Source organism: Enterococcus sp. DIV2467a, from assembly GCF_050532945.1.
Lineage (GTDB): Bacteria > Bacillota > Bacilli > Lactobacillales > Enterococcaceae > Enterococcus > Enterococcus faecalis.
On sequence record NZ_CP172896.1, the window covers coordinates 2,583,152 to 2,600,829 of the forward strand.

Here is a 17,678-nt window from a genome sequence, read left to right on the forward strand (position 1 = left end):
TTCAATGATTAACCCAAATATAAATACCTTGTTCTTCTTTTTCAAGAACTTTTGTTTCCGAAAGCAAATTTCCTGTCACCAAATCATATCTGAGAAGCGTCTGACCAGCTAAAACCAACAACTGATTATCTTTCGTTGTATTTACACTATAAATCATAGATTCTTCTAATTCTTCCGTCTTTAACTGTCCATTAATATTTAAAAAATAACTTTCTTCCGTGGCAAGATTAACAATTGACAGCCCCACTTTCCCTAATGCATTTGGCTCGTGATCAATAATCAAATATTCGGACGTTCTACTTTTGTAAATTAGGTTAGGAAAATTCTCTGTCAATTGAATAAAACGTTGATTTTTAGCATCTAAACCCATTTGCATAATTCGATTATCTGGCACATTTTCATAACTTACTCGGTTTCTATGAGCCGTTATCGGCAAGTAAATTTGATTATTTACAATCACAGAAGAAGTAAAACCATAAACATACTCTGGGTTTGTATCTAAAAATATTTCGTCTGTTAATGTCAAATTTTCTCCTTCTTTAAAAATGAACAACGTATTCTCATAAAGTTGTTTTTCCTTGGCTTCCTGACTAGCGACGACATATAGCTTATTTTGTGTTCCTGAAAATTGCGTAACTGGTGTTGTAGATTCATTAAACACGTATGAACTAACTGGATTCCCTTCAGTATCAAAAGAATATAACCCACCGTCCTCTGTTGTTGCCTGAAAAGTGTAATAGTAATTAAGAGTGAAACCGCTCCCTGTATATGCATAATAAGGTGTTTTATTTAAATGAATACCACCTTTCTTAAAATCCATCGAAACAATTCCTTGTCTTTGCGTAGAACTTTTGGAATAACCATTAGAAAAAATCAGCCTTTGTCCAGAAAACTCCGCCTTTGAAAAATCTGGTAACGCAGCATCCAACGTTTGTATCTTTTGTTCCTCTAATTTTTCCAATCGTTGATTCTCTTTTCGCAAGCTGATGATTCGTTTACTCGTTACTATATATAAATCGGTTGCTTTTATTATTGAAAAATTTTGTCGATTGAACGAAAATAAAAAAAGTTTTATTCCTATGCTACTTATTATAATCAGAAAAACACCAGCTATCATTAAACACCTTCTTTTACTTTGAAACATTTATTTATTCCTATACGTGATAGCTGTTTGTGAATTGTTGATAAACTCACCTGGATGCACTGCCCAAGATGAACCGATATTATTATCTGTTTTATCCAAATCGACACCAGCAGTATAATAATAAGCTGCCCAAACTAACTGTGAACAATAGAAACTTTTAGTTTGCTTAATATTCCAAAAATTCAAATTATAAGGCTTTCCTACTTGTCTACCAGCCCAATAACCAGCATTCCAATCCTGTGCAACGCTAGTTTTCTTAACCCCTACTTGCCAAACTCTATTCCTTGAAAACCTACTTCCCCAATCACCTTTAGCTAACCTAACTTTTTTTCCAACACCTTCTGCTTCAGCAACTACATAATTTTTTTGAGGTGCAACAATTGCCGCGTGCCATGAATTTGTAACTAATAAACTAGAGCCAGCATCTGTTACGCAAATAACACCATCCCGCCAACTCCAAGAACCAATTCTAGCTCTTTGTCTACTTTTCACATCCGCTTCAATAGGAGCATTTTCCCCATATTCTAGATACTCTTGTTCCTTTTCTTTCAATTGCTCTAATATTTGTTGTTGCTCTGGTGTATACTCAATAGAAACCGCTTCCATATTTTGGATATCAAAATTTTCTTCTCCATTCGCAACAACAGGTAATCCTACACAACATACCAATAACATACCAATCTTTTTTTCATTCACTTTCCTCCTAAGCAAACAATATGCTTTTATTATGACTACAGTCACAATAAAAGCATACCACATTCTTTTTTAACAAACAATCTAATTTCAGATTATTTGAACTGTTTAGAAAAAACCAAAAATATATCTTTTTAATTATAAATCGCTTTAATCGGATCCATCCTCGAGGCACCAATTGCTGGAATAATTCCGAAAAAGATACCTGTGAAGACCGAAACCAATGTTGAAATGGCAAAGATGGACGGCGTAATAATTGGCGTAATCGAAATATACCCACCGACCACAGTTGCCAATAAGTAGCCGCAGCCGACACCAATCAAACCACCAATCAATGTGATAAACGCTGCTTCCATTAAAAATTGGAATAAAATGACTCGTGGTTTAGCACCAATGGCCCGACGAATCCCGATTTCTCGTTTCCGTTCCGTGACAGACACATACATGATGTTCATGACGCCAATTCCCCCGACTAATAGGGAGATTGCAGTAATTGCCATCAGAAACATCGTCATACCCGTGACCATTTCTTCCATTTGTTGTTGGAGTTGTTGGTCTTGGTCATTTTCTTTAAACGTTCCTTTCACTTCAGGATGATTTTCACTTAAAATGGTGATTGCCTGTCCTAAAATTGCTTCCCGGTCCGCTCCCTCACGAACCTTAATATTGATGCCACTAATTGCTTTTGTTTTCGCTAATTTATTGTATGATTCTCGAGAAACAAAACTGCTCATAGCAGTTGCCCAATCATCATTCATACCCAAACTATCTAAATCTTTTGGTGCTAAAATACCAATCACCTTGTACATATAACCACCAATTGAAACAGCTTTTCCAATGAGTTGGCTAGGATCATCAAGCCGAATTTGCGCTTCAAAGATATCATGATTTAAGACAATCGCATCTGTATTTGCATCGCTCGGTTGAAAATCACGACCATATAAAATATCATTCTGCCCTTTAGCCGACGTAATGGATAAATTCGCCTGCGCCCCAAAATAATCCATTGGTACAAACAAATTGTCTCCGCCCCCCATCATTGATTCACCATATTGAGGATAAATACTTTCAATTCCTTGAATGTCTTGTAATTTTTTCAAGTCCACTCGGCTAAACGTATAATCTGGCTCTTCATAGGACATAAAATTGTCACTGCTACCATCCGACATTGTATAATGAATCTTCAAAACATCCGCGTTCACTGCACTGGATGCCTTCACAACTTGACGCTTCATCCCTTCACCTAGCGCAGAAATCGTTACGACTGATGTAATCCCAATAATAATCCCGACCATCGTTAAAAATACCCGCAACTTATGTGCCTTTAAGCTTAAAAAAGTACTAACAAATAAATTAGCAATCATCTAATCACCTCTTCTTCCAAAAAGCGACCATCTTTCATATGAATCACTCGTGAGGCATATTTTTTCATATCTTCATCATGTGTCACCATGACAATTGTTTTGCCTTGTTCATTCAATTCTTTCAATAATTCCATGATTTCTGTACCCGTTTCACTATCCAATGCCCCAGTCGGTTCATCAGCCATAATCAATAATGGATCATTCACCAAGGAACGAGCAATGGCTACTCTTTGTTGCTGTCCTCCAGAAAGTTCAGTAACTTTTGATTTGGCTTTTGTTTCCAAACCGACAATTTTTAGGTATTTTTCAGCAATCGCTTTTTTCTCAGCGCGGCTTTTTTTTCCTTCATAAACACAGGGCAATTGAACATTTTGACTAACATTTAAGGAATTAATCAAGAAAAATTGTTGAAAAATAAACCCTAGATATTCATTGCGAAAGGCTGATTTTTTATTTTCAGACAATTTTGAAACATCTGTTCCTGAGAAATGATAACTTCCGTCTGTTAAGCGATCCAAGAAACCAATAATGTTCATCAGCGTTGTCTTACCGCTACCGGACTTCCCCATGATTAAAATGAACTCTCCTTGATGGATAGTCAAGTTCAATTCTTTTAAAACATGTAGTTTTTCCTTACCTACTGGATAGAACTTGTTAATGCCCCGCAATTCAATGAGGGGTTGATTTGTATTGTTTGCTTCCACCATCAAGCCCTCCTATTTCGACGCATCAGTCATTGATTCGTTGGTTGCTGATTCATCAGAAGCAATCGCTGCATCTGATTCCACAATATCACCGACTTTTACTGGTTTTTTTGAAGAAATAACCACTCGGTCGGCTGATTCTAAGCCAGATTCAATCGCCATTTTGTCGCCATTTTCTTGCCCGACTTGGACATCACGACGAATGATGGTTCCAAAATCATTCACTAAAACGTAGGCCTGTTCACCCTCTTTTTGAATCGCTTTTTTCGGTAACTCAATCGCCCCTAAATCGCCTAAATCAATGGTTGCTTGCATATGGTAGCCATTTTTAACTTTGTCTAAATTGGCCAACGCAATTTTGACGCTATAACTAGACATCGTCGTGCCGCCCTCTGGATTGCCACTCGCGGCATCGCTGTTGCCTTCAGGAGGATTATCATCGATGTAAGAAATTGAGCCATCCACAACCACATCGTTGGAAACAGAAGTTAGTTTAGCTTTTTGCCCAACACTAATTTTAGTCAAGTCCTTTTCATTCACTTTTCCAGCTAAATAAAGATCTTCTGAAGTTAACCGTAAAATCGGTGAATTGGCATCTTTTACTTCTGGAATTGATACGCGACCTTTGAAATTAGCCTTTGTGGAAATATATTGCTTCGCTCCTAAATCCGCTAAGGTTTCATTGGTAAAGGTAATCTCTTCATCTACCGCATCGACTTCTGTTTGATATTGTTCATTTAAATCATCACCAGATATCGTGCGGTCTTCTTCTTTAGTTTTATTAAATTTATCAATGGCCCGATTCCACTTATTATAGATATTCGCCCGCTTCGTTTCTAATTTGGCTAAGCTATTTTGTTGTGCCTCAATTTCTTTTGTGACCGCCTCATCTTCATAAGTAAATAATTCTGTGCCTGCATCTACGACATCGCCGTTTTTCACCTTAATCTCTGGATCCTTTGTTATTTTTTGATCGCGCGCAAAGGCTTCCATTTGTTCCGGTTGGATGACACCGTTAATATAAATTTGTTGCAAGTCAGGAACATCAAAATAGTCAATTCCCCAGTCATCTTTAGGCGCTTGCTTGACAGCTACTTGTTGTGCATTTTTATTTAACGCATTCACAGTTACGATGCCCCCAACCGCAATTACAGCAACTGCCCCCAATATAATTATCGTTTTCTTCTTCATTTTCTTCGTTTCATCTCCTCATTCTGTCTATTTTCCCCAACAAACTAAATTGCTCGGTCGTTCACTTATAACTATTTAACCATGCTTGAATTCAAGAAACAAGGGCATTTCTCTAGGCCTTTAGTCTGATTTATTTCATTTTTGTTCATTTTTTTATTTATTTCACGACAATAAATAACCATTGTTGGGTCTTTGTATTTCAACAATCTAAAAAGGTTATTTTTATGTTATTTATAACTAAACTATGCGCAATCGAGATTTTTTGCTTCTTTTTTTATTTAAGGTACACTAGAAGAAACAATTGAAAGTGAGGGCTTGCCATGAAAGTCATTATTTTTGGCGGTAGCGGTTTTTTAGGTCAACAAATCGCGAAAATTTTAGTCCAACGCCAACATCAAGTCATCAGTGTTTCACGTCATGGAAAGCCTGCCACGCTCTCCGCATCTTGGAGCCACCAAGTGCAGTGGGTATGCTCCGATGTTACTCGTGACACGAATTGGCAAGAACAAGTCCAGCGTGCTGACTGGGTCATTGATACAGTAGGTATTTTATTTGAAAATCCACGAAAAAAGAAAACCTATCAACGGCTAATTCTGACGCCAGTGAAAAAAATCAGCTCTTTTTTAGCACAACAAAAAAAGCCAGCTAAGTTTTTATTTATTTCAGCCAATACTGTTCCTTTCCCTTTGAGAAAATATATGGATGCCAAATTGGCAGCGGAGGAACTAATCCACCAAGAAGTCGCCGAAGCAGTGATTTTTTATCCTAGTTTACTTGTAGGTCAAGAACGTACCGGCACCATACTTTTTAGTAAATGTATTTATTTTTTTAAGAAAATCCCCTTTTTAAAGAACTTATTTATTGGCTATGATCCTGTGCCTGTGGCAGAAATGGCACAAGAAATTGTTCACGTTTTAGAAGGCGGCAATTCTATTTACACACACAGAAGGACCCGTTAACAAGTTATCTCCCAATCGTCTCTGTCTAGAGGCGGTTTTTTTGTGTTACAATACAACTGTTCGAAGGAGAGAAGAAGCATGAAAAAAATTGCCATTATTGGCGGCGGCATTATCGGAATGACGTTAGCTAATTATTTAGATCCACAAAAATTTGACATTACCGTTTATGATGAAGGGCTCGGCCAAGCGACTAAAGCGAGCGCCGGGATTATTTCCCCTTGGCTATCCAAACGTCGGAATAAGAAATGGTACCAATTAGCGCGAGAGGGCGCTGCCCTATTTCCAAAGCTAGTCAAAGATTTTCAGCTGACGGAGGATATTTATCGTCAATCAGGGACAGTCATTTTGCGCCCGGCAGCCGCTTTGGCAGACTTAGCCCATTTGGCAGAAGAGCGTAAGCAAACTGCACCTGAAATTGGAGAAATCACGATGTTGTCAGCGGTTCAAACAGCGAAGTTCTTACCGCTACTTAAGGAAACTCCCTCACTTTTTATTTCTGGCGGCGGTCGCCTAGATGGACCAGCTTATCTAAACCATCTTCAGAAACGCGCCGAAGCCAAAGGGGTCACTTTTTGTTCACAACGGGCGCACTTTCGACAACTGAATCAAGGGTGGGAAATTGTCACAAATTCAGAAAAAAAGAGCGTTGATTTTCTCGCTTTAACACCTGGTCCTCATTTAAAGGAATTACTAGCTACTTTAAATTTATCTGTGGACATTCGTCCCCAAAAAGGACAATTATTAGTTTTCGAGACCCCTTTTACAAACAGTCAGCAATGGCCTGTTGCTATGTTAGATGGCGAAGCCGATTTAATTCCTTTTAATCAAGGAAAAATTTTATTAGGTGCCACCCACGAAAATGAACAAGCCTGGGATTTAAAAGAGACTGCTAGCGCTTTTCAACAACTAACTTCTGGGACTGCGCCATTTCTAAAAGAAACAGAGCAGCTTTTTAAGCAACCCATGCATTACCGCGTCGGTACACGTGCTTATACATCCGATTTCGCTCCGTTTTTTGGCCCTTTGCCAGAAATGCCCCACCTTGTGGTTGCTAGCGGACTTGGTTCATCAGGACTCACTACTGGCCCATTCATTGGTTACCAATTAGCTGAATACTTCAATACAGGTGTCTTCAAAGGAGAGCTTTATCAAAAACCACTTAGTCAATATGTTAAAAACAACCCCTCACTTTAATCAGCGAGCGGTTGTTTTTTCCCTTTAATTAAGAAATGTGAAGTATCTTGGTAGAAGGATTTTGTTATTATGCTACTTGTGGTCGCGCATAGCGTTCTACGTTTTGTTTAATATTTTTAACCGTTTCTGGATCTTCAATGCCCGTTACTTCAGCGATCACTGTATCAACGCTTTCTTGGTCAAGCATTTCCTGTAATTGACGGCTTTGTTCATCTTCTGGATCATGATAATTAAAAACAATACCAATCATTGCTAATAAATGCGGCGACACTAGATTGCGTTCCTGTAATTCACGGATTGGTCGAATAAACCGTTCTTGCGCACCTAATTTTCTGATTGGTGTCCGTGCTACACGTGTAATAGCATCTGAAATATATTTATTTTGGAAACGTTGAATAATTTTTTCAATATAGGCTGCATGTTCTTGTTCATCAAAATTCCATTTGGCCACTAAAAGTTTACCGGTTTCCTGCAAAACTGATTTGAGTTGTGCTACTACTAAGGCGTCCTGCATCGCTTCGTCAATGGTTTGATAGCCTAACAACGCCCCTGTATAGGCAACTGTAGCATGGCCAGTGTTTACACTAAATAATTTTCGTTCAATATACGGCTCTAAATCAGCAACGTAATGAACGCCTTCTAACTGAATCTCTTTGGCTTTTCGGTTGGTATCATCAATGACCCATTCACAAAAAGGCTCAACTTGAACAAAAAGTGGATCTTCATGTTTTTGTAATGGAACAATCCGATCAACCGCCGCATCAGGAAAACCAATCCATTGTTCAGCATAAGCTGGGTTTTTCAAATATTTGGCCACTTCTTCTGCTAAAAAGGTTGAACCACCAATCATATTTTCACAAGCGATAATATCCAGCGGCTTTTGACAATTTGCTTCGGCACGTGCATCAATTCCTTGAGCAATTAATTCAGCAATTCTTGGTAAAATATTGGGACCAATCGCCGTCGTGACTAAATCGGCTTCCGCAATTGCTTCTACTACTTTTTCTGGTTCTGTCATGTTATTTAACCCGGTCACATTTTCAACGTTAATTTGTTGATGTGAGGCATCGGCCAATTCAATTGTATAACTTTTACGTTCTTTTAACGCTTGAATGATGGTTTCATTAACATCCACAAACGTAATATGAAACCCGTTTTTAGCTAAAATTTCGCCGATAAAGCCGCGTCCAATATTTCCTGCTCCAAAATGTACTGCGTTCATTCTTATTCTCTCCTTTAAGCAATGGCTAAATTTTCTGTTATTTCTTCTTTACTTAATGCGTCGGCAAGTTGCACCACGTTATCCATATCACTACAATAAAGTGCAATTTGTTGGACTAATTGCAAATGTTCTTCACCGACTCCGGCAATCCCAAATAATACGGTAGCAATTTTTTCATCTTCTTCGGTGCCAAAATTAACGCCTTCTGGGACTTGCACTACACAGATTCCTGATTTTTTCACTAATTTTTTGGCTTCTTCTGTTCCATGAGGAATGGCAATAAAATTCCCCATATAAACAGATAGCAATTGGTCTCTTTCAATCATTGCTTCAATATAAGCGGGCTCAACACAGCCTGCCTCGACTAGTTTTTCGCCGCAAAAGCGAATAGCTTCTTCTTTTGTATTAAACTGTTGATTTAATTCAATTGAAATATTCGTAAGATTTTCCATTGTTTTCTTCCTCTCTAGGCACTTTCTTTTAAGAGCGAAACCACTGTTTCATATTTTTGGGAATTAACCATACTTTTTACTGATAAGTGTGTCGCTTTCGGTGCTTTTTTACGGGCTTGTTCCGTTAGTTCAGCTTTTGTGACAATTAAAGCCTGTGTTTGTTGAGTTAATTCATTAATATTAATTTTTCGAATCGGCATTGAAATTTTCTCTTTATCTAAAATTTCTTCTAAGACTTTCATTCCCATCGTTGCTGACCCGACACGATCATCGTGAACCAAAAGAATCTCATTGACATTTGCTAAATCTCCCTCAATTTCAGAAGCAGGTGTTGCTTTGGAGACTGTTGGTTGTGCGTCGTTTTTTTCTTTGGTACCTGATAGTTCAGCCACAATTTCATCATAACGTGGTGAGTTCAAGAAATTTTCAACTGCTACAAAGGTTGCATTAGGTGCTTTCTGTTTGGCCCGTTCTTGCAATTCCGCTTGTGTGACAATCAATGTATTTCCCTCATCGGTCAAATTATTAATGGCCCGATTCGTCACAGTTTGTACTAAACCAGCCTCTTGGACCTTTTTCCGTAAGATAGACGCACCCATTGCACTAGAGCCCATCCCAGCATCACAAGCAAAAATAATTTGTTGAATTCCTGACAATGAAGCACTACCATTTGTGACAGTTAATCCTTTTGATGCTGCTTTAGCAGCTTGGGTTTCTTTCACTTTTTGGGCAAATTCATCACTTTCTTCTTTCGCATCTGCTTTTAAAATGACTGCGGATACTGCAAAGGAAACAGCAGTTGCTGCCAAAACACCTAAAATAACTGGTAAGTAAGAACCCATTGGTGTCATCGCTAAAATAGCTATAATGGAGCCTGGTGAAGCGGGCGCACGTAAACCAGCATCTAACGTTTGGAAAACCAAACTACCTGTCGCACCACCTGCAATAACCGATAAGAATAATAACGGTTTCATCATTACATATGGGAAGTAAATTTCGTGGATACCACCAAGGAAATGAATAATTATTGCTCCCGGCGCAGAAGATTTTGCCGCACCTTTTCCAAAAAACATAAATGCTAATAAGACACCTAACCCAGGACCAGGGTTTGCTTCTAATAGGAAAAGAATTGATTTGCCAGCCGATAAGACTTGTTCTGTCCCTAAGGGTGTTAAAATGCCATGATTAATCGCATTGTTTAAAAAGAGCACTTTTGCCGGTTCAATAAAAATACTCGTTAATGGAATCAAATGAGCATTTAAAATGATTTCCACACCACGTGCCATTGCAGCAGTCAGCGCATCGACAATTGGGCCAATCGCTGAAAAACCAAGTAAAGCTAACGCAAAACCAATTAATCCAGCTGAAAAATTGTTTACTAACATTTCAAAACCAGCTTTAATCCGATGTTGGAAATACTGATCAAATTTCTTAATTGTAAAGCCACCAAGTGGACCCATAATCATGGCACCTAGCATCATCGGAATATCGGTTCCCACAATCACGCCCATTGTCGCAATTGCGCCAACTACGGCACCGCGATCACCTGCAATTACTTTCCCACCAGTGTAGCCAATTAATAATGGAATTAAATAGGTCAACATTGGGCCAACCATCGTGGCAAAGGCTTTATTTGGCAGATATCCATCTGGGATAAATAGCGCTGTCAAAACGCCCCACGCAATCAACGCCCCGATATTGGGCATCACCATGCTAGATAAGGTACTGCCAAGTCTTTGGACTTTTGCTTTAATTGATACTTTATTTTTTTCTGGTACTTGTTCCATTTTTATTCCCCTTCTCTCAAGTAACTTTTCTTGTTGACTAAATTGTATCCGCTTTCCTAATCTGGAAAAAGTCGTACTTTGGCACAAACCATTGTGCCAAAAGTTGAAAGAAAAAAGCACGTGTTCTCTAGTTACGAAAACCAAAAAACACGTGCTTATTCCATTTCTAATAATTTCAATAATAAATGAACAACTTTTTATGCTATACTCAAATTGGCGACTTGCCTCGAAAGGAGGTGCATCACATGTACGAGATTGTCACAAAAATTCTTGTGCCGATTTTTGTCGGGATTGTCCTGAAACTTGTAACCATTTGGTTGGAAAAACAGAACGAGGAATAAACAAGTTGCTTCCAACCGCTGCTGTCTAAACAGCAAAAAAAGACACCCTACCACAATAGGGTGTCTTTTTAGTGCATCCATGCACGACTTTGTCACAAGTTACTTTAAATTTATCATAGGGCCTATTTTTTGTCAAGGAATCTTCTTATCTTTTTTGTTTAATCTCTTAAATAAAAATATTTTAATTTTTATTATAAAATTATTTCAATAATTATTGAACATTTCAGAATGAATTGATTTTTTACTACCAATTTTTTTCAGACGTAACTTTAGGCTTGAGCCAGAATTTTTTGCGCTTCATCTATTGTTCGACAATCACTGAGCCGCTGAATGTTTTCGAGATCTGAACAGAAAAAAGCTAATTCTTGAAGCATGCTTAGTTGCCGTTGACTTTTTAGAGCAACGACAAATAACAAAGTAGCTATTTTTCGATCTGCTTCCGTACCAAAGTTGACCCCATCAGGCACTTGAATAAAGCAAATCCCTTCTTTTAAAACTTGTTCATCTTGTCCTTCCGCATGAGGCAATGCCACGAAGTTACCGATATACACACTGACTTTTTGTTGACGTTGATACATTGCTTTGACATAGTCAGGCGTGACCAACTGATTTTTTAGCAGTAATTCACCAGAAGCTGCAAGTGCTTCCTCCCAACTAGCATACGATTGATTCAACATTATTTGCTCCGCTGTAATTTCAAACATCTCTCAACACCTAGCCTTTCATTTCTTCAATTAATAATGACGAAAGCAACTGATAAACAATGGCTTCATTTCCTGAATGAAAAATTTCTGTATTTAAATCATTCATAATAATCGCACCACTGATTTTTCCTAAAATTTTCCCGATTGTTTCATCAATCGGCATCGGCGCTAGCATGAGTAACATACGTTGTAACTGCATCGGCTTTTTATCCATCCCTTCAATCATAAGTGGCTGGGCCAGATTAAAAATACAAAAAACAGGCTGTGTCACTGCTGTACTTGAGGTATGGAATAAGGCCATTTCCGTCTGAGGAATCCCAATAGGCGCTTGCTCGTAACGTTTCATCAATTGCTGACAGACGTTTGCACTATCGGTGATTAAATCTGCGGAAAGTTGCGCGAGAGCTTGTTGAACGGTTTCTGCTAAATCCGCTTGATTATTTAAATCTGCTATGAAAAATGTTTCTAATAGTTTACTAATTTCTTCCATGAAAGCGACCACTGTTTCGTAGCTTTCTTCGCCACCTATTTTTTTCACAGGCGCTTTCCTAAGCGAGCGTTTTTCGTGACTAATCCGCTTAAACTCTTCTTTCAATTGGCGGATTTCATCGTCTAAAAGTAACGGTGAGATCAATTTATATTTACCATTGTATCCTGGTAATAACGAAGTGGAAATCACTAAGTCATAGTTTTCCTCAACATTCACCTTACCTAAATCCGCAATCCGAAAAAAATGAATCTGGTTGATAAAAGGAAAGTAGCGCCGTAATCGCATTTCCAGCATACTTGTCGAAGCCAAACCGCTAGGAGAAAAACCAGCAATATCAACTTCCATAATTTTGGGACTCCGCTCTAAAGAATTGGCAAAATGAAGTACCATGTAGGCAATCTCCTCTTCCGATAGATTCTTTTGCGGAAAAATTTGCGGCAACGCTTGGCGTAAAGCCGCAGCTATTTCTTGATATTGATTCATGATCCGTTCTAAAATGGGATTCGTTAAATCTTCTTCTTGTAAAACCGCCCGCGAAAAAACACCTGATAAATGCGTCAACAACATTTTATACAAATTGGTATCTTCGAAAAAATTAACTTCCGTTTCTTGACTTACTGCTTCAATCAGTTGTTTCACTGCATAAGCCAGCTGAGTGTCAAAATGTTCATCAAAAAAATCTTCATCAAAAGAATTAGAAAAATCACTTAATAAGCTAGCAAAAAAAACAATCTCACTGACAGCGTATAGTTGTTTCGTTTCAGCAGCGACTTTTGAAAAAAGTCGTTTAGAACAATTTAGAAAGGCCTTATTCATCTGCCCAGTATAGGTCTCATCAGCTAAATAAAAACCTGCAGTGACCCGATCCATCGCAATTGTTAACATTAAAATCAAATGTTGTAATTTGCGATCACTTAATGCTGGAAATAAAGTTTCTACTTCTGTCTGAACAATTTTTTGTGCAAATGCTAAATGTTCTGCATGAATAAACTGAAAGAAAAAATGGTCGTTTGTTGTTAATTCGGTAAAATGAAAAAATTGGTACTCATTAATTTCCATACTTAGAATATTCGCCATTAGAAGACGGCGATATTTTTCAGAACCAGTCACTTCATAGCCTTGATTCCGAGAAATCGTCAACGGAATACGAGCAATCCGTGTTTCTAATTGTTTAATATCGGCATAAAAAGTCGTATTACTAATACAATACGTTTCCAGAAAATAATGCATAGAGACTGGCTCTTTTGTTTGAAGTAATGTCAATAAAATCGCATGTTGCCGCGCCAAAGTAGAAAGTTCCTGTGTCTCTTCTCCTAAAATAGCAGCCTGAATTTCCGTCATCGCTGCTTCATCTGCTTGAATCGAAAAGCGCCCACGAGCTACTTTTTCCAACGTCGCGCCCATCGATGCTAGCGAGGTTTCTAAATTTTCTAATTCACGATATACCGTCCGGCGGCTAACCTTTAACAAATTCATCATGCGGTTTACTGAAACGGGGGTGGGACTATTCACTAATTCCGTTAATAGAACAGTTTCTCTTGTCGTTAAAAACATCTATCAGCTCCTCCTTCCAGCCATTCTTGATACTCTTTCTTATTCAAAAAACTAGTAACTACGTATAAATTTTGTTGCGTTAGATCTAAATGATAGGCTTGCGCCAGTTCACGAGTCACTACGTAGGTTGTCTCCTTGGTAAAAAAGACTGTTTCCAGTGGTTCTTTAGATACTTCAATCGCGACTCCTTGTTTCGCCGCTTGTTGCCGCAATAATTCCATTCCCATTGTTTGCGATCCTCGAACATTCTCGGCATATAAAAAAACAAGCTTCTGTATTTGTTTGGTCGGGTTCGTTTCAGTAGACTCTGAACCAAGTGAAGATTGCTCTTGAGAAGAAGCAGTCAGTTTGGCTAAAACTTGCGGGTAATAGGATTTAATTTCTAAAAAATTTTGAACACTCACCATATCCTTTTCTGGGACGTACTTTTGTGCTAACTGTTTCAATTCTGCTTGAATGACCACTAATGTCTTAGGCTGCCACTTCATCTGATGAACGGACTGGTAAGTCACAGGCATCTCCAAGTTCACAGCTTTTAATTGTCGGCTTAGCAAACTAGCCCCCATGGCACTTGAGCCCATTCCTGCATCACAAACAAATAAAATTTGCTGATAGTTAGGTGTGACTGTTTCCACTTGATCTTCCTCCTTCTCCTTCATCTTTATCATTGAAACTGATTCAATTCCTCGTTGACGTTTTAATAACAAGCTTGCTATTGCAAAAGAGCACAGAAAGCTAACAAAAATTCCGCTAAAAACCGCCAGCCTAGCCTCAGTCGGGGCATTGGCTAAAATCGCAACCAATGAACCTGGCGAAGCTGGAGCACTTAGACCCACATTAAATATTTGAAAAACAAGCGTACCACTCATTCCTCCAGCAATTACTGCTAAAAATAAGCGCGGGTCCATCAAAACAAACGGAAAATAAATTTCATGAATGCCCCCAATCAGTTGAATCATGGTGGCACCTCCTGCTGTTTTTCGTTGTCCTACAGGCCCAAACAGCAGAAAAGCAACCAAAACGCCCACGCCTGGTCCAGGGTTTGTTTCCAATAGAAATAAAATGGACTGACCTGTTTGACTAGCACCTTCTAAACCTAGAGGCGTTAATAAGCCATGGTTAATCGCATTATTAAAAAATAACACTTTTAAGGGCTCTAAGAAAACGTGAACCAATGGTAAAAGATTGGCTTCAATTAACCAAGAAGAAAATTGATACAGCCAAAAACTAGCGCTTTCAACAGCCGGAGCTACAACCAGAATACCAAAACAGCACAGCAGTCCTCCCACAATTCCTGCTAAAAAGTTTTTAGTCAGCATCTCATAGCCTTCTTTAACTTTCGGTAAGAGAATTTGTTCAATTTTGGCGAAAATATATCCTGCTAAAGGACCAATAAACATAGCACCAAACAACTGTGGAACATCTGTGGAAACAATCACGCCCACTGTCGCAATAGCAGCAACTACGCCGCCACGTTGTTCCTCGAACATTTTTCCGCCTGTAAAACCAATTAGAATCGGTAAAACAACTCGAATCATTATCGTTTCGACTTCAGAAAGAGCTAGCCGTAGATTTCCAGTCGTATAGCCAGCCACCAAAGACAATAAGCTCCACGCAATAAAAATACTCAAATTTGGCATAATCATCCCACTCAAACGATGACCAAAACGACGTAAATAGGGAGTTACTTTCACAAACTTATGTTTAAAAAAGAGCGAATGCATTTCTTTTTCCTTCATATTCCTTGTCCCTCGCTCTCTATGTAGATAATTAGAATACTTCTATTATATGAAATTTCACAAAAAAATAGTATAGATTTTTGTAAAATAATTCTTTTATACACCTCACAAGAGAATCCGTTTACATTAATAGAAAAAACTTTTATACTAAAAGAAAGAAACTCTTCGGATTGGAGGCCAATTATGGCAATCAAAGCAATTGTAATGGATATTGATGGTACCTTGTTAACTTCAGAAAAAAAGATTTCACCAAAAACGCGACAAGCATTAGTAGCTGCACAAAAACAAGGCCTCTCACTGATTTTGGCTTCTGGCCGCCCGACTAACGGTATGCGGCCCTTAGCAGATGAATTGGAGATGGCTCATTATAATGGACACTTACTTTCCTATAACGGCGCTTGTGTCACCCATCATGGCAGTCAGCAACAACTATTTAACCAGACAATTTCAAAATCATTGAGTCAACAAATTTTAGAACATTTGAAACAATTTGACGTAATTCCAATGATTAATGATGAAACATTTATGTATGTCAATGATGTTTTTCATAACACCTTACATTTAGAGACTGGTGATTTTAATATTATTGAATATGAATCACGGGGCGGCAACTTTCAATTATGTGAGTGGCGTGATTTAGCCGCCAGACTAAACTTTCCCTTGAACAAAATTTTAATTGCTGGTGAACCCGCCTATTTACAAAAATATCATGAGGCTATCTACGCGCCTTTCAAAGAAACCGTCACCGCTGCTTTTTCCGCTCCTTTCTATTTTGAATTTACCGCTAAAAATATTGATAAAGCGCGTTCTTTAGAAAAACTAACCCTACAGTTAGGCATAACTGCTGAAGAAGTAATTGCTTTTGGTGATGGTCACAACGATTATACAATGTTGGAATGGGCCGGCACGGGGATTGCTATGGAAAACGCCGTTGACGAGCTTAAAAGCATCGCAACGGAAGTCACTTTATCCAACGACAATGACGGCATCGCTGTTGCATTAGCCAACTTTCTTTAAGAATGTTGGTTGATGCAAGCGTACGCCGTCATTTTTTATTGCCTATTCAAATGTCGTGATTTTTTCTGGTGCTAAACGAACAGATTCATAGCCAGTTTCCATGCCCTTACCCACAGATAAAATCATTACTGGGACATAGCGCTCTTGATCTAAACCAAATGTTTCGGCTAATTTTTCCGCTTCAAAACCACCGATTGGATTTGTTTCATATCCGTGAGCTCGGGCCACTAACATAAATTGCATAGCTGCTAAACTCGCATCAATTTTTACGATGTCATTCATTTGTTCTCTGCTTAAACTTTCATAATGGGGAATAATGGCTGCTAATTGTTGGTCCCGCACTTCCTTAGGCATTTTACCACTAGCATAGGCTTGATTGTAAATTTCCTCTCCTCGCTCATGGCAGTTTAGATCACCAAAAATTAAGAGCATTGCAGAAGATGTTTCATTTTGACGCGTATTAAAGCGAATTAAGGGTTTTAATTTTTCTTTGCCTGCTTCACTTTCCACTACGACAAAACGCCATGGCTGCATGTTAACAGAAGAAGGGGCAGTGGTCGCTTCTTGAATCATTGTTAACATTTCTTCATGAGAAATTTTATGGGTTTCATCGTACACCCGAACCGATTTGCGGCCAAAAACAATCTCTGAAAAATCATTCGTTGTATATGTTGTCATTCTATCATACCTCTTTCGTTGTAATGCTTTGATCTAGTTTTGTCAAAAGTTCTTTTAATTGGCGACAGTCGTCCTTTGTAAATGTACTGGGAATAATTTCTGTTACCATTTGTTGCTTGGCTGTACATTGCTGTAGTTCTTGTTGTGCTTTTTCTGTTAAATGCACTAGCACTTCCCGATTATTTTCTGGATTTCGCTGTCGTGTCACATACTGTTTCTCTTCTAAAATTTTCAAATGGCGAGTGACCGCACCACTATCGATTTTTAAGTGTTCTTGAATCTCCGTTTGAAGACACGGCTGACGTTCTTTTAAAATCATCAGCAACTCATAACGAGTCAAACTCAAGCCAACTTGCTCTTCAAAAACTTTGGTAATTTTTTGATCTAATACCTTTAACTGACATAATAATTGGCTGACTTCCCGTAATGATAACGACATAGTTTC

At 38.4% G+C, this 17,678-nt stretch carries 17 protein-coding genes; 4 read left to right on the forward strand and 13 right to left on the reverse strand.

Translation table 11 applies throughout. The features are described from left to right. Position 1: 1 nt before the first annotated feature. From IGL80_RS12210 to IGL80_RS12230, 5 genes are all read right to left on the reverse strand, one after another. Positions 2-961, reverse strand: a complete 960-nt coding sequence (locus IGL80_RS12210; RefSeq protein ID WP_223302462.1) for a hypothetical protein — start codon at positions 959-961, stop codon at positions 2-4. 183 nt (positions 962-1,144) lie between these two features. Continuing rightward, on the reverse strand, positions 1,145-1,840 hold the full coding sequence (locus IGL80_RS12215; protein ID WP_002358401.1) for a YiiX/YebB-like N1pC/P60 family cysteine hydrolase: 696 nt from the start codon (positions 1,838-1,840) through the stop codon (positions 1,145-1,147). Positions 1,841-1,971: 131 nt separating this feature from the next. After that, positions 1,972-3,201 (reverse strand): ABC transporter permease, encoded by a 1,230-nt coding sequence (locus tag IGL80_RS12220; protein ID WP_002358400.1) that lies wholly within the window; start codon positions 3,199-3,201, stop codon positions 1,972-1,974. Continuing rightward, complete coding sequence (locus IGL80_RS12225; RefSeq protein ID WP_002397014.1) at positions 3,198-3,908, reverse strand: ABC transporter ATP-binding protein; 711 nt, start codon at positions 3,906-3,908, stop codon at positions 3,198-3,200. The genes IGL80_RS12220 and IGL80_RS12225 overlap by 4 nt, the downstream gene beginning before the upstream one ends. A gap of 9 nt (positions 3,909-3,917) precedes the next feature. Beyond that, positions 3,918-5,096: an efflux RND transporter periplasmic adaptor subunit gene (locus IGL80_RS12230; RefSeq protein WP_002358397.1), complete on the reverse strand. Its 1,179-nt coding sequence runs from the start codon at positions 5,094-5,096 to the stop codon at positions 3,918-3,920. Positions 5,097-5,416: 320 nt separating this feature from the next. Between IGL80_RS12230 and IGL80_RS12235 the strand changes: the two genes are divergently transcribed. Beyond that, positions 5,417-6,055, forward strand: coding sequence for an NAD(P)H-binding protein (locus IGL80_RS12235; protein WP_002358396.1), 639 nt, complete (start codon positions 5,417-5,419; stop codon positions 6,053-6,055). Between the two features lie 78 nt (positions 6,056-6,133). Next, entirely contained in the window at positions 6,134-7,249 is a 1,116-nt protein-coding gene (locus tag IGL80_RS12240) for an NAD(P)/FAD-dependent oxidoreductase (protein ID WP_002358395.1), read from the forward strand. Between the two features lie 67 nt (positions 7,250-7,316). On the opposite strand, the gene IGL80_RS12245 is transcribed toward IGL80_RS12240, so the two are convergent. Genes IGL80_RS12245 through IGL80_RS12255 form a run of 3 tightly spaced genes read right to left on the reverse strand, consistent with a single transcriptional unit; the run spans position 7,317 to position 10,710 of the window. Further along, positions 7,317-8,471 carry a mannitol-1-phosphate 5-dehydrogenase gene (locus tag IGL80_RS12245; RefSeq protein ID WP_002355280.1) on the reverse strand — a complete coding sequence of 385 codons (1,155 nt, stop codon included), beginning with the start codon at positions 8,469-8,471 and terminating at the stop codon, positions 7,317-7,319. Positions 8,472-8,485: 14 nt separating this feature from the next. After that, positions 8,486-8,923: a PTS sugar transporter subunit IIA gene (locus IGL80_RS12250; protein WP_002355279.1), complete on the reverse strand. Its 438-nt coding sequence runs from the start codon at positions 8,921-8,923 to the stop codon at positions 8,486-8,488. A 14-nt stretch (positions 8,924-8,937) separates the two neighbouring features. Next, positions 8,938-10,710, reverse strand: a complete 1,773-nt coding sequence (locus tag IGL80_RS12255) for a PTS mannitol-specific transporter subunit IIBC (RefSeq protein ID WP_010784345.1) — start codon at positions 10,708-10,710, stop codon at positions 8,938-8,940. Positions 10,711-10,955: 245 nt separating this feature from the next. On the opposite strand from IGL80_RS12255, the gene IGL80_RS12260 reads away from it, so the two are divergent. Further along, on the forward strand, positions 10,956-11,051 hold the full coding sequence (locus IGL80_RS12260; RefSeq protein ID WP_015543884.1) for a type I toxin-antitoxin system Fst family toxin: 96 nt from the start codon (positions 10,956-10,958) through the stop codon (positions 11,049-11,051). Between the two features lie 269 nt (positions 11,052-11,320). Here the strand turns inward: IGL80_RS12260 and IGL80_RS12265 are convergent, their stop codons facing one another. From IGL80_RS12265 to IGL80_RS12275, 3 genes are read right to left on the reverse strand one after another with little or no spacing between them, the layout of a single operon-like run. Further along, on the reverse strand, positions 11,321-11,755 hold the full coding sequence (locus IGL80_RS12265; protein WP_002358391.1) for a PTS sugar transporter subunit IIA: 435 nt from the start codon (positions 11,753-11,755) through the stop codon (positions 11,321-11,323). Between the two features lie 10 nt (positions 11,756-11,765). Then, complete coding sequence (locus IGL80_RS12270) at positions 11,766-13,799, reverse strand: BglG family transcription antiterminator (RefSeq protein WP_085366518.1); 2,034 nt, start codon at positions 13,797-13,799, stop codon at positions 11,766-11,768. Further along, entirely contained in the window at positions 13,790-15,538 is a 1,749-nt protein-coding gene (locus tag IGL80_RS12275) for a PTS transporter subunit EIIC (RefSeq protein ID WP_010708249.1), read from the reverse strand. Before IGL80_RS12275 ends, IGL80_RS12270 begins: the two co-directional genes overlap by 10 nt. A gap of 183 nt (positions 15,539-15,721) precedes the next feature. On the opposite strand from IGL80_RS12275, the gene IGL80_RS12280 reads away from it, so the two are divergent. Then, on the forward strand, positions 15,722-16,555 hold the full coding sequence (locus tag IGL80_RS12280) for a Cof-type HAD-IIB family hydrolase (protein ID WP_002358387.1): 834 nt from the start codon (positions 15,722-15,724) through the stop codon (positions 16,553-16,555). Positions 16,556-16,597: 42 nt separating this feature from the next. Here the strand turns inward: IGL80_RS12280 and IGL80_RS12285 are convergent, their stop codons facing one another. Beyond that, positions 16,598-17,233: a nitroreductase family protein gene (locus IGL80_RS12285; protein ID WP_002358386.1), complete on the reverse strand. Its 636-nt coding sequence runs from the start codon at positions 17,231-17,233 to the stop codon at positions 16,598-16,600. A 4-nt stretch (positions 17,234-17,237) separates the two neighbouring features. Continuing rightward, the gene (locus tag IGL80_RS12290) at positions 17,238-17,672 is read right to left on the reverse strand and encodes a MarR family winged helix-turn-helix transcriptional regulator (protein WP_002370202.1); all 435 of its coding nucleotides are present in this window, start codon (positions 17,670-17,672) and stop codon (positions 17,238-17,240) included. Positions 17,673-17,678: the final 6 nt, after the last annotated feature.

Coding starts and splice junctions, on each gene's coding strand:
- IGL80_RS12220 (WP_002358400.1), bottom strand. CDS start 3,201: ATGATTGCTAATTTATTTGTTAGTACTTTTTTAAGCTTAAAGGCACAT.
- IGL80_RS12225 (WP_002397014.1), bottom strand. CDS start 3,908: ATGGTGGAAGCAAACAATACAAATCAACCCCTCATTGAATTGCGGGGC.
- IGL80_RS12230 (WP_002358397.1), bottom strand. CDS start 5,096: ATGAAGAAGAAAACGATAATTATATTGGGGGCAGTTGCTGTAATTGCG.
- IGL80_RS12235 (WP_002358396.1), top strand. CDS start 5,417: ATGAAAGTCATTATTTTTGGCGGTAGCGGTTTTTTAGGTCAACAAATC.
- IGL80_RS12240 (WP_002358395.1), top strand. CDS start 6,134: ATGAAAAAAATTGCCATTATTGGCGGCGGCATTATCGGAATGACGTTA.
- IGL80_RS12245 (WP_002355280.1), bottom strand. CDS start 8,471: ATGAACGCAGTACATTTTGGAGCAGGAAATATTGGACGCGGCTTTATC.
- IGL80_RS12250 (WP_002355279.1), bottom strand. CDS start 8,923: ATGGAAAATCTTACGAATATTTCAATTGAATTAAATCAACAGTTTAAT.
- IGL80_RS12255 (WP_010784345.1), bottom strand. CDS start 10,710: ATGGAACAAGTACCAGAAAAAAATAAAGTATCAATTAAAGCAAAAGTC.
- IGL80_RS12260 (WP_015543884.1), top strand. CDS start 10,956: ATGTACGAGATTGTCACAAAAATTCTTGTGCCGATTTTTGTCGGGATT.
- IGL80_RS12265 (WP_002358391.1), bottom strand. CDS start 11,755: ATGTTTGAAATTACAGCGGAGCAAATAATGTTGAATCAATCGTATGCT.
- IGL80_RS12270 (WP_085366518.1), bottom strand. CDS start 13,799: ATGTTTTTAACGACAAGAGAAACTGTTCTATTAACGGAATTAGTGAAT.
- IGL80_RS12275 (WP_010708249.1), bottom strand. CDS start 15,538: ATGAAGGAAAAAGAAATGCATTCGCTCTTTTTTAAACATAAGTTTGTG.
- IGL80_RS12280 (WP_002358387.1), top strand. CDS start 15,722: ATGGCAATCAAAGCAATTGTAATGGATATTGATGGTACCTTGTTAACT.
- IGL80_RS12285 (WP_002358386.1), bottom strand. CDS start 17,233: ATGACAACATATACAACGAATGATTTTTCAGAGATTGTTTTTGGCCGC.
- IGL80_RS12290 (WP_002370202.1), bottom strand. CDS start 17,672: ATGTCGTTATCATTACGGGAAGTCAGCCAATTATTATGTCAGTTAAAG.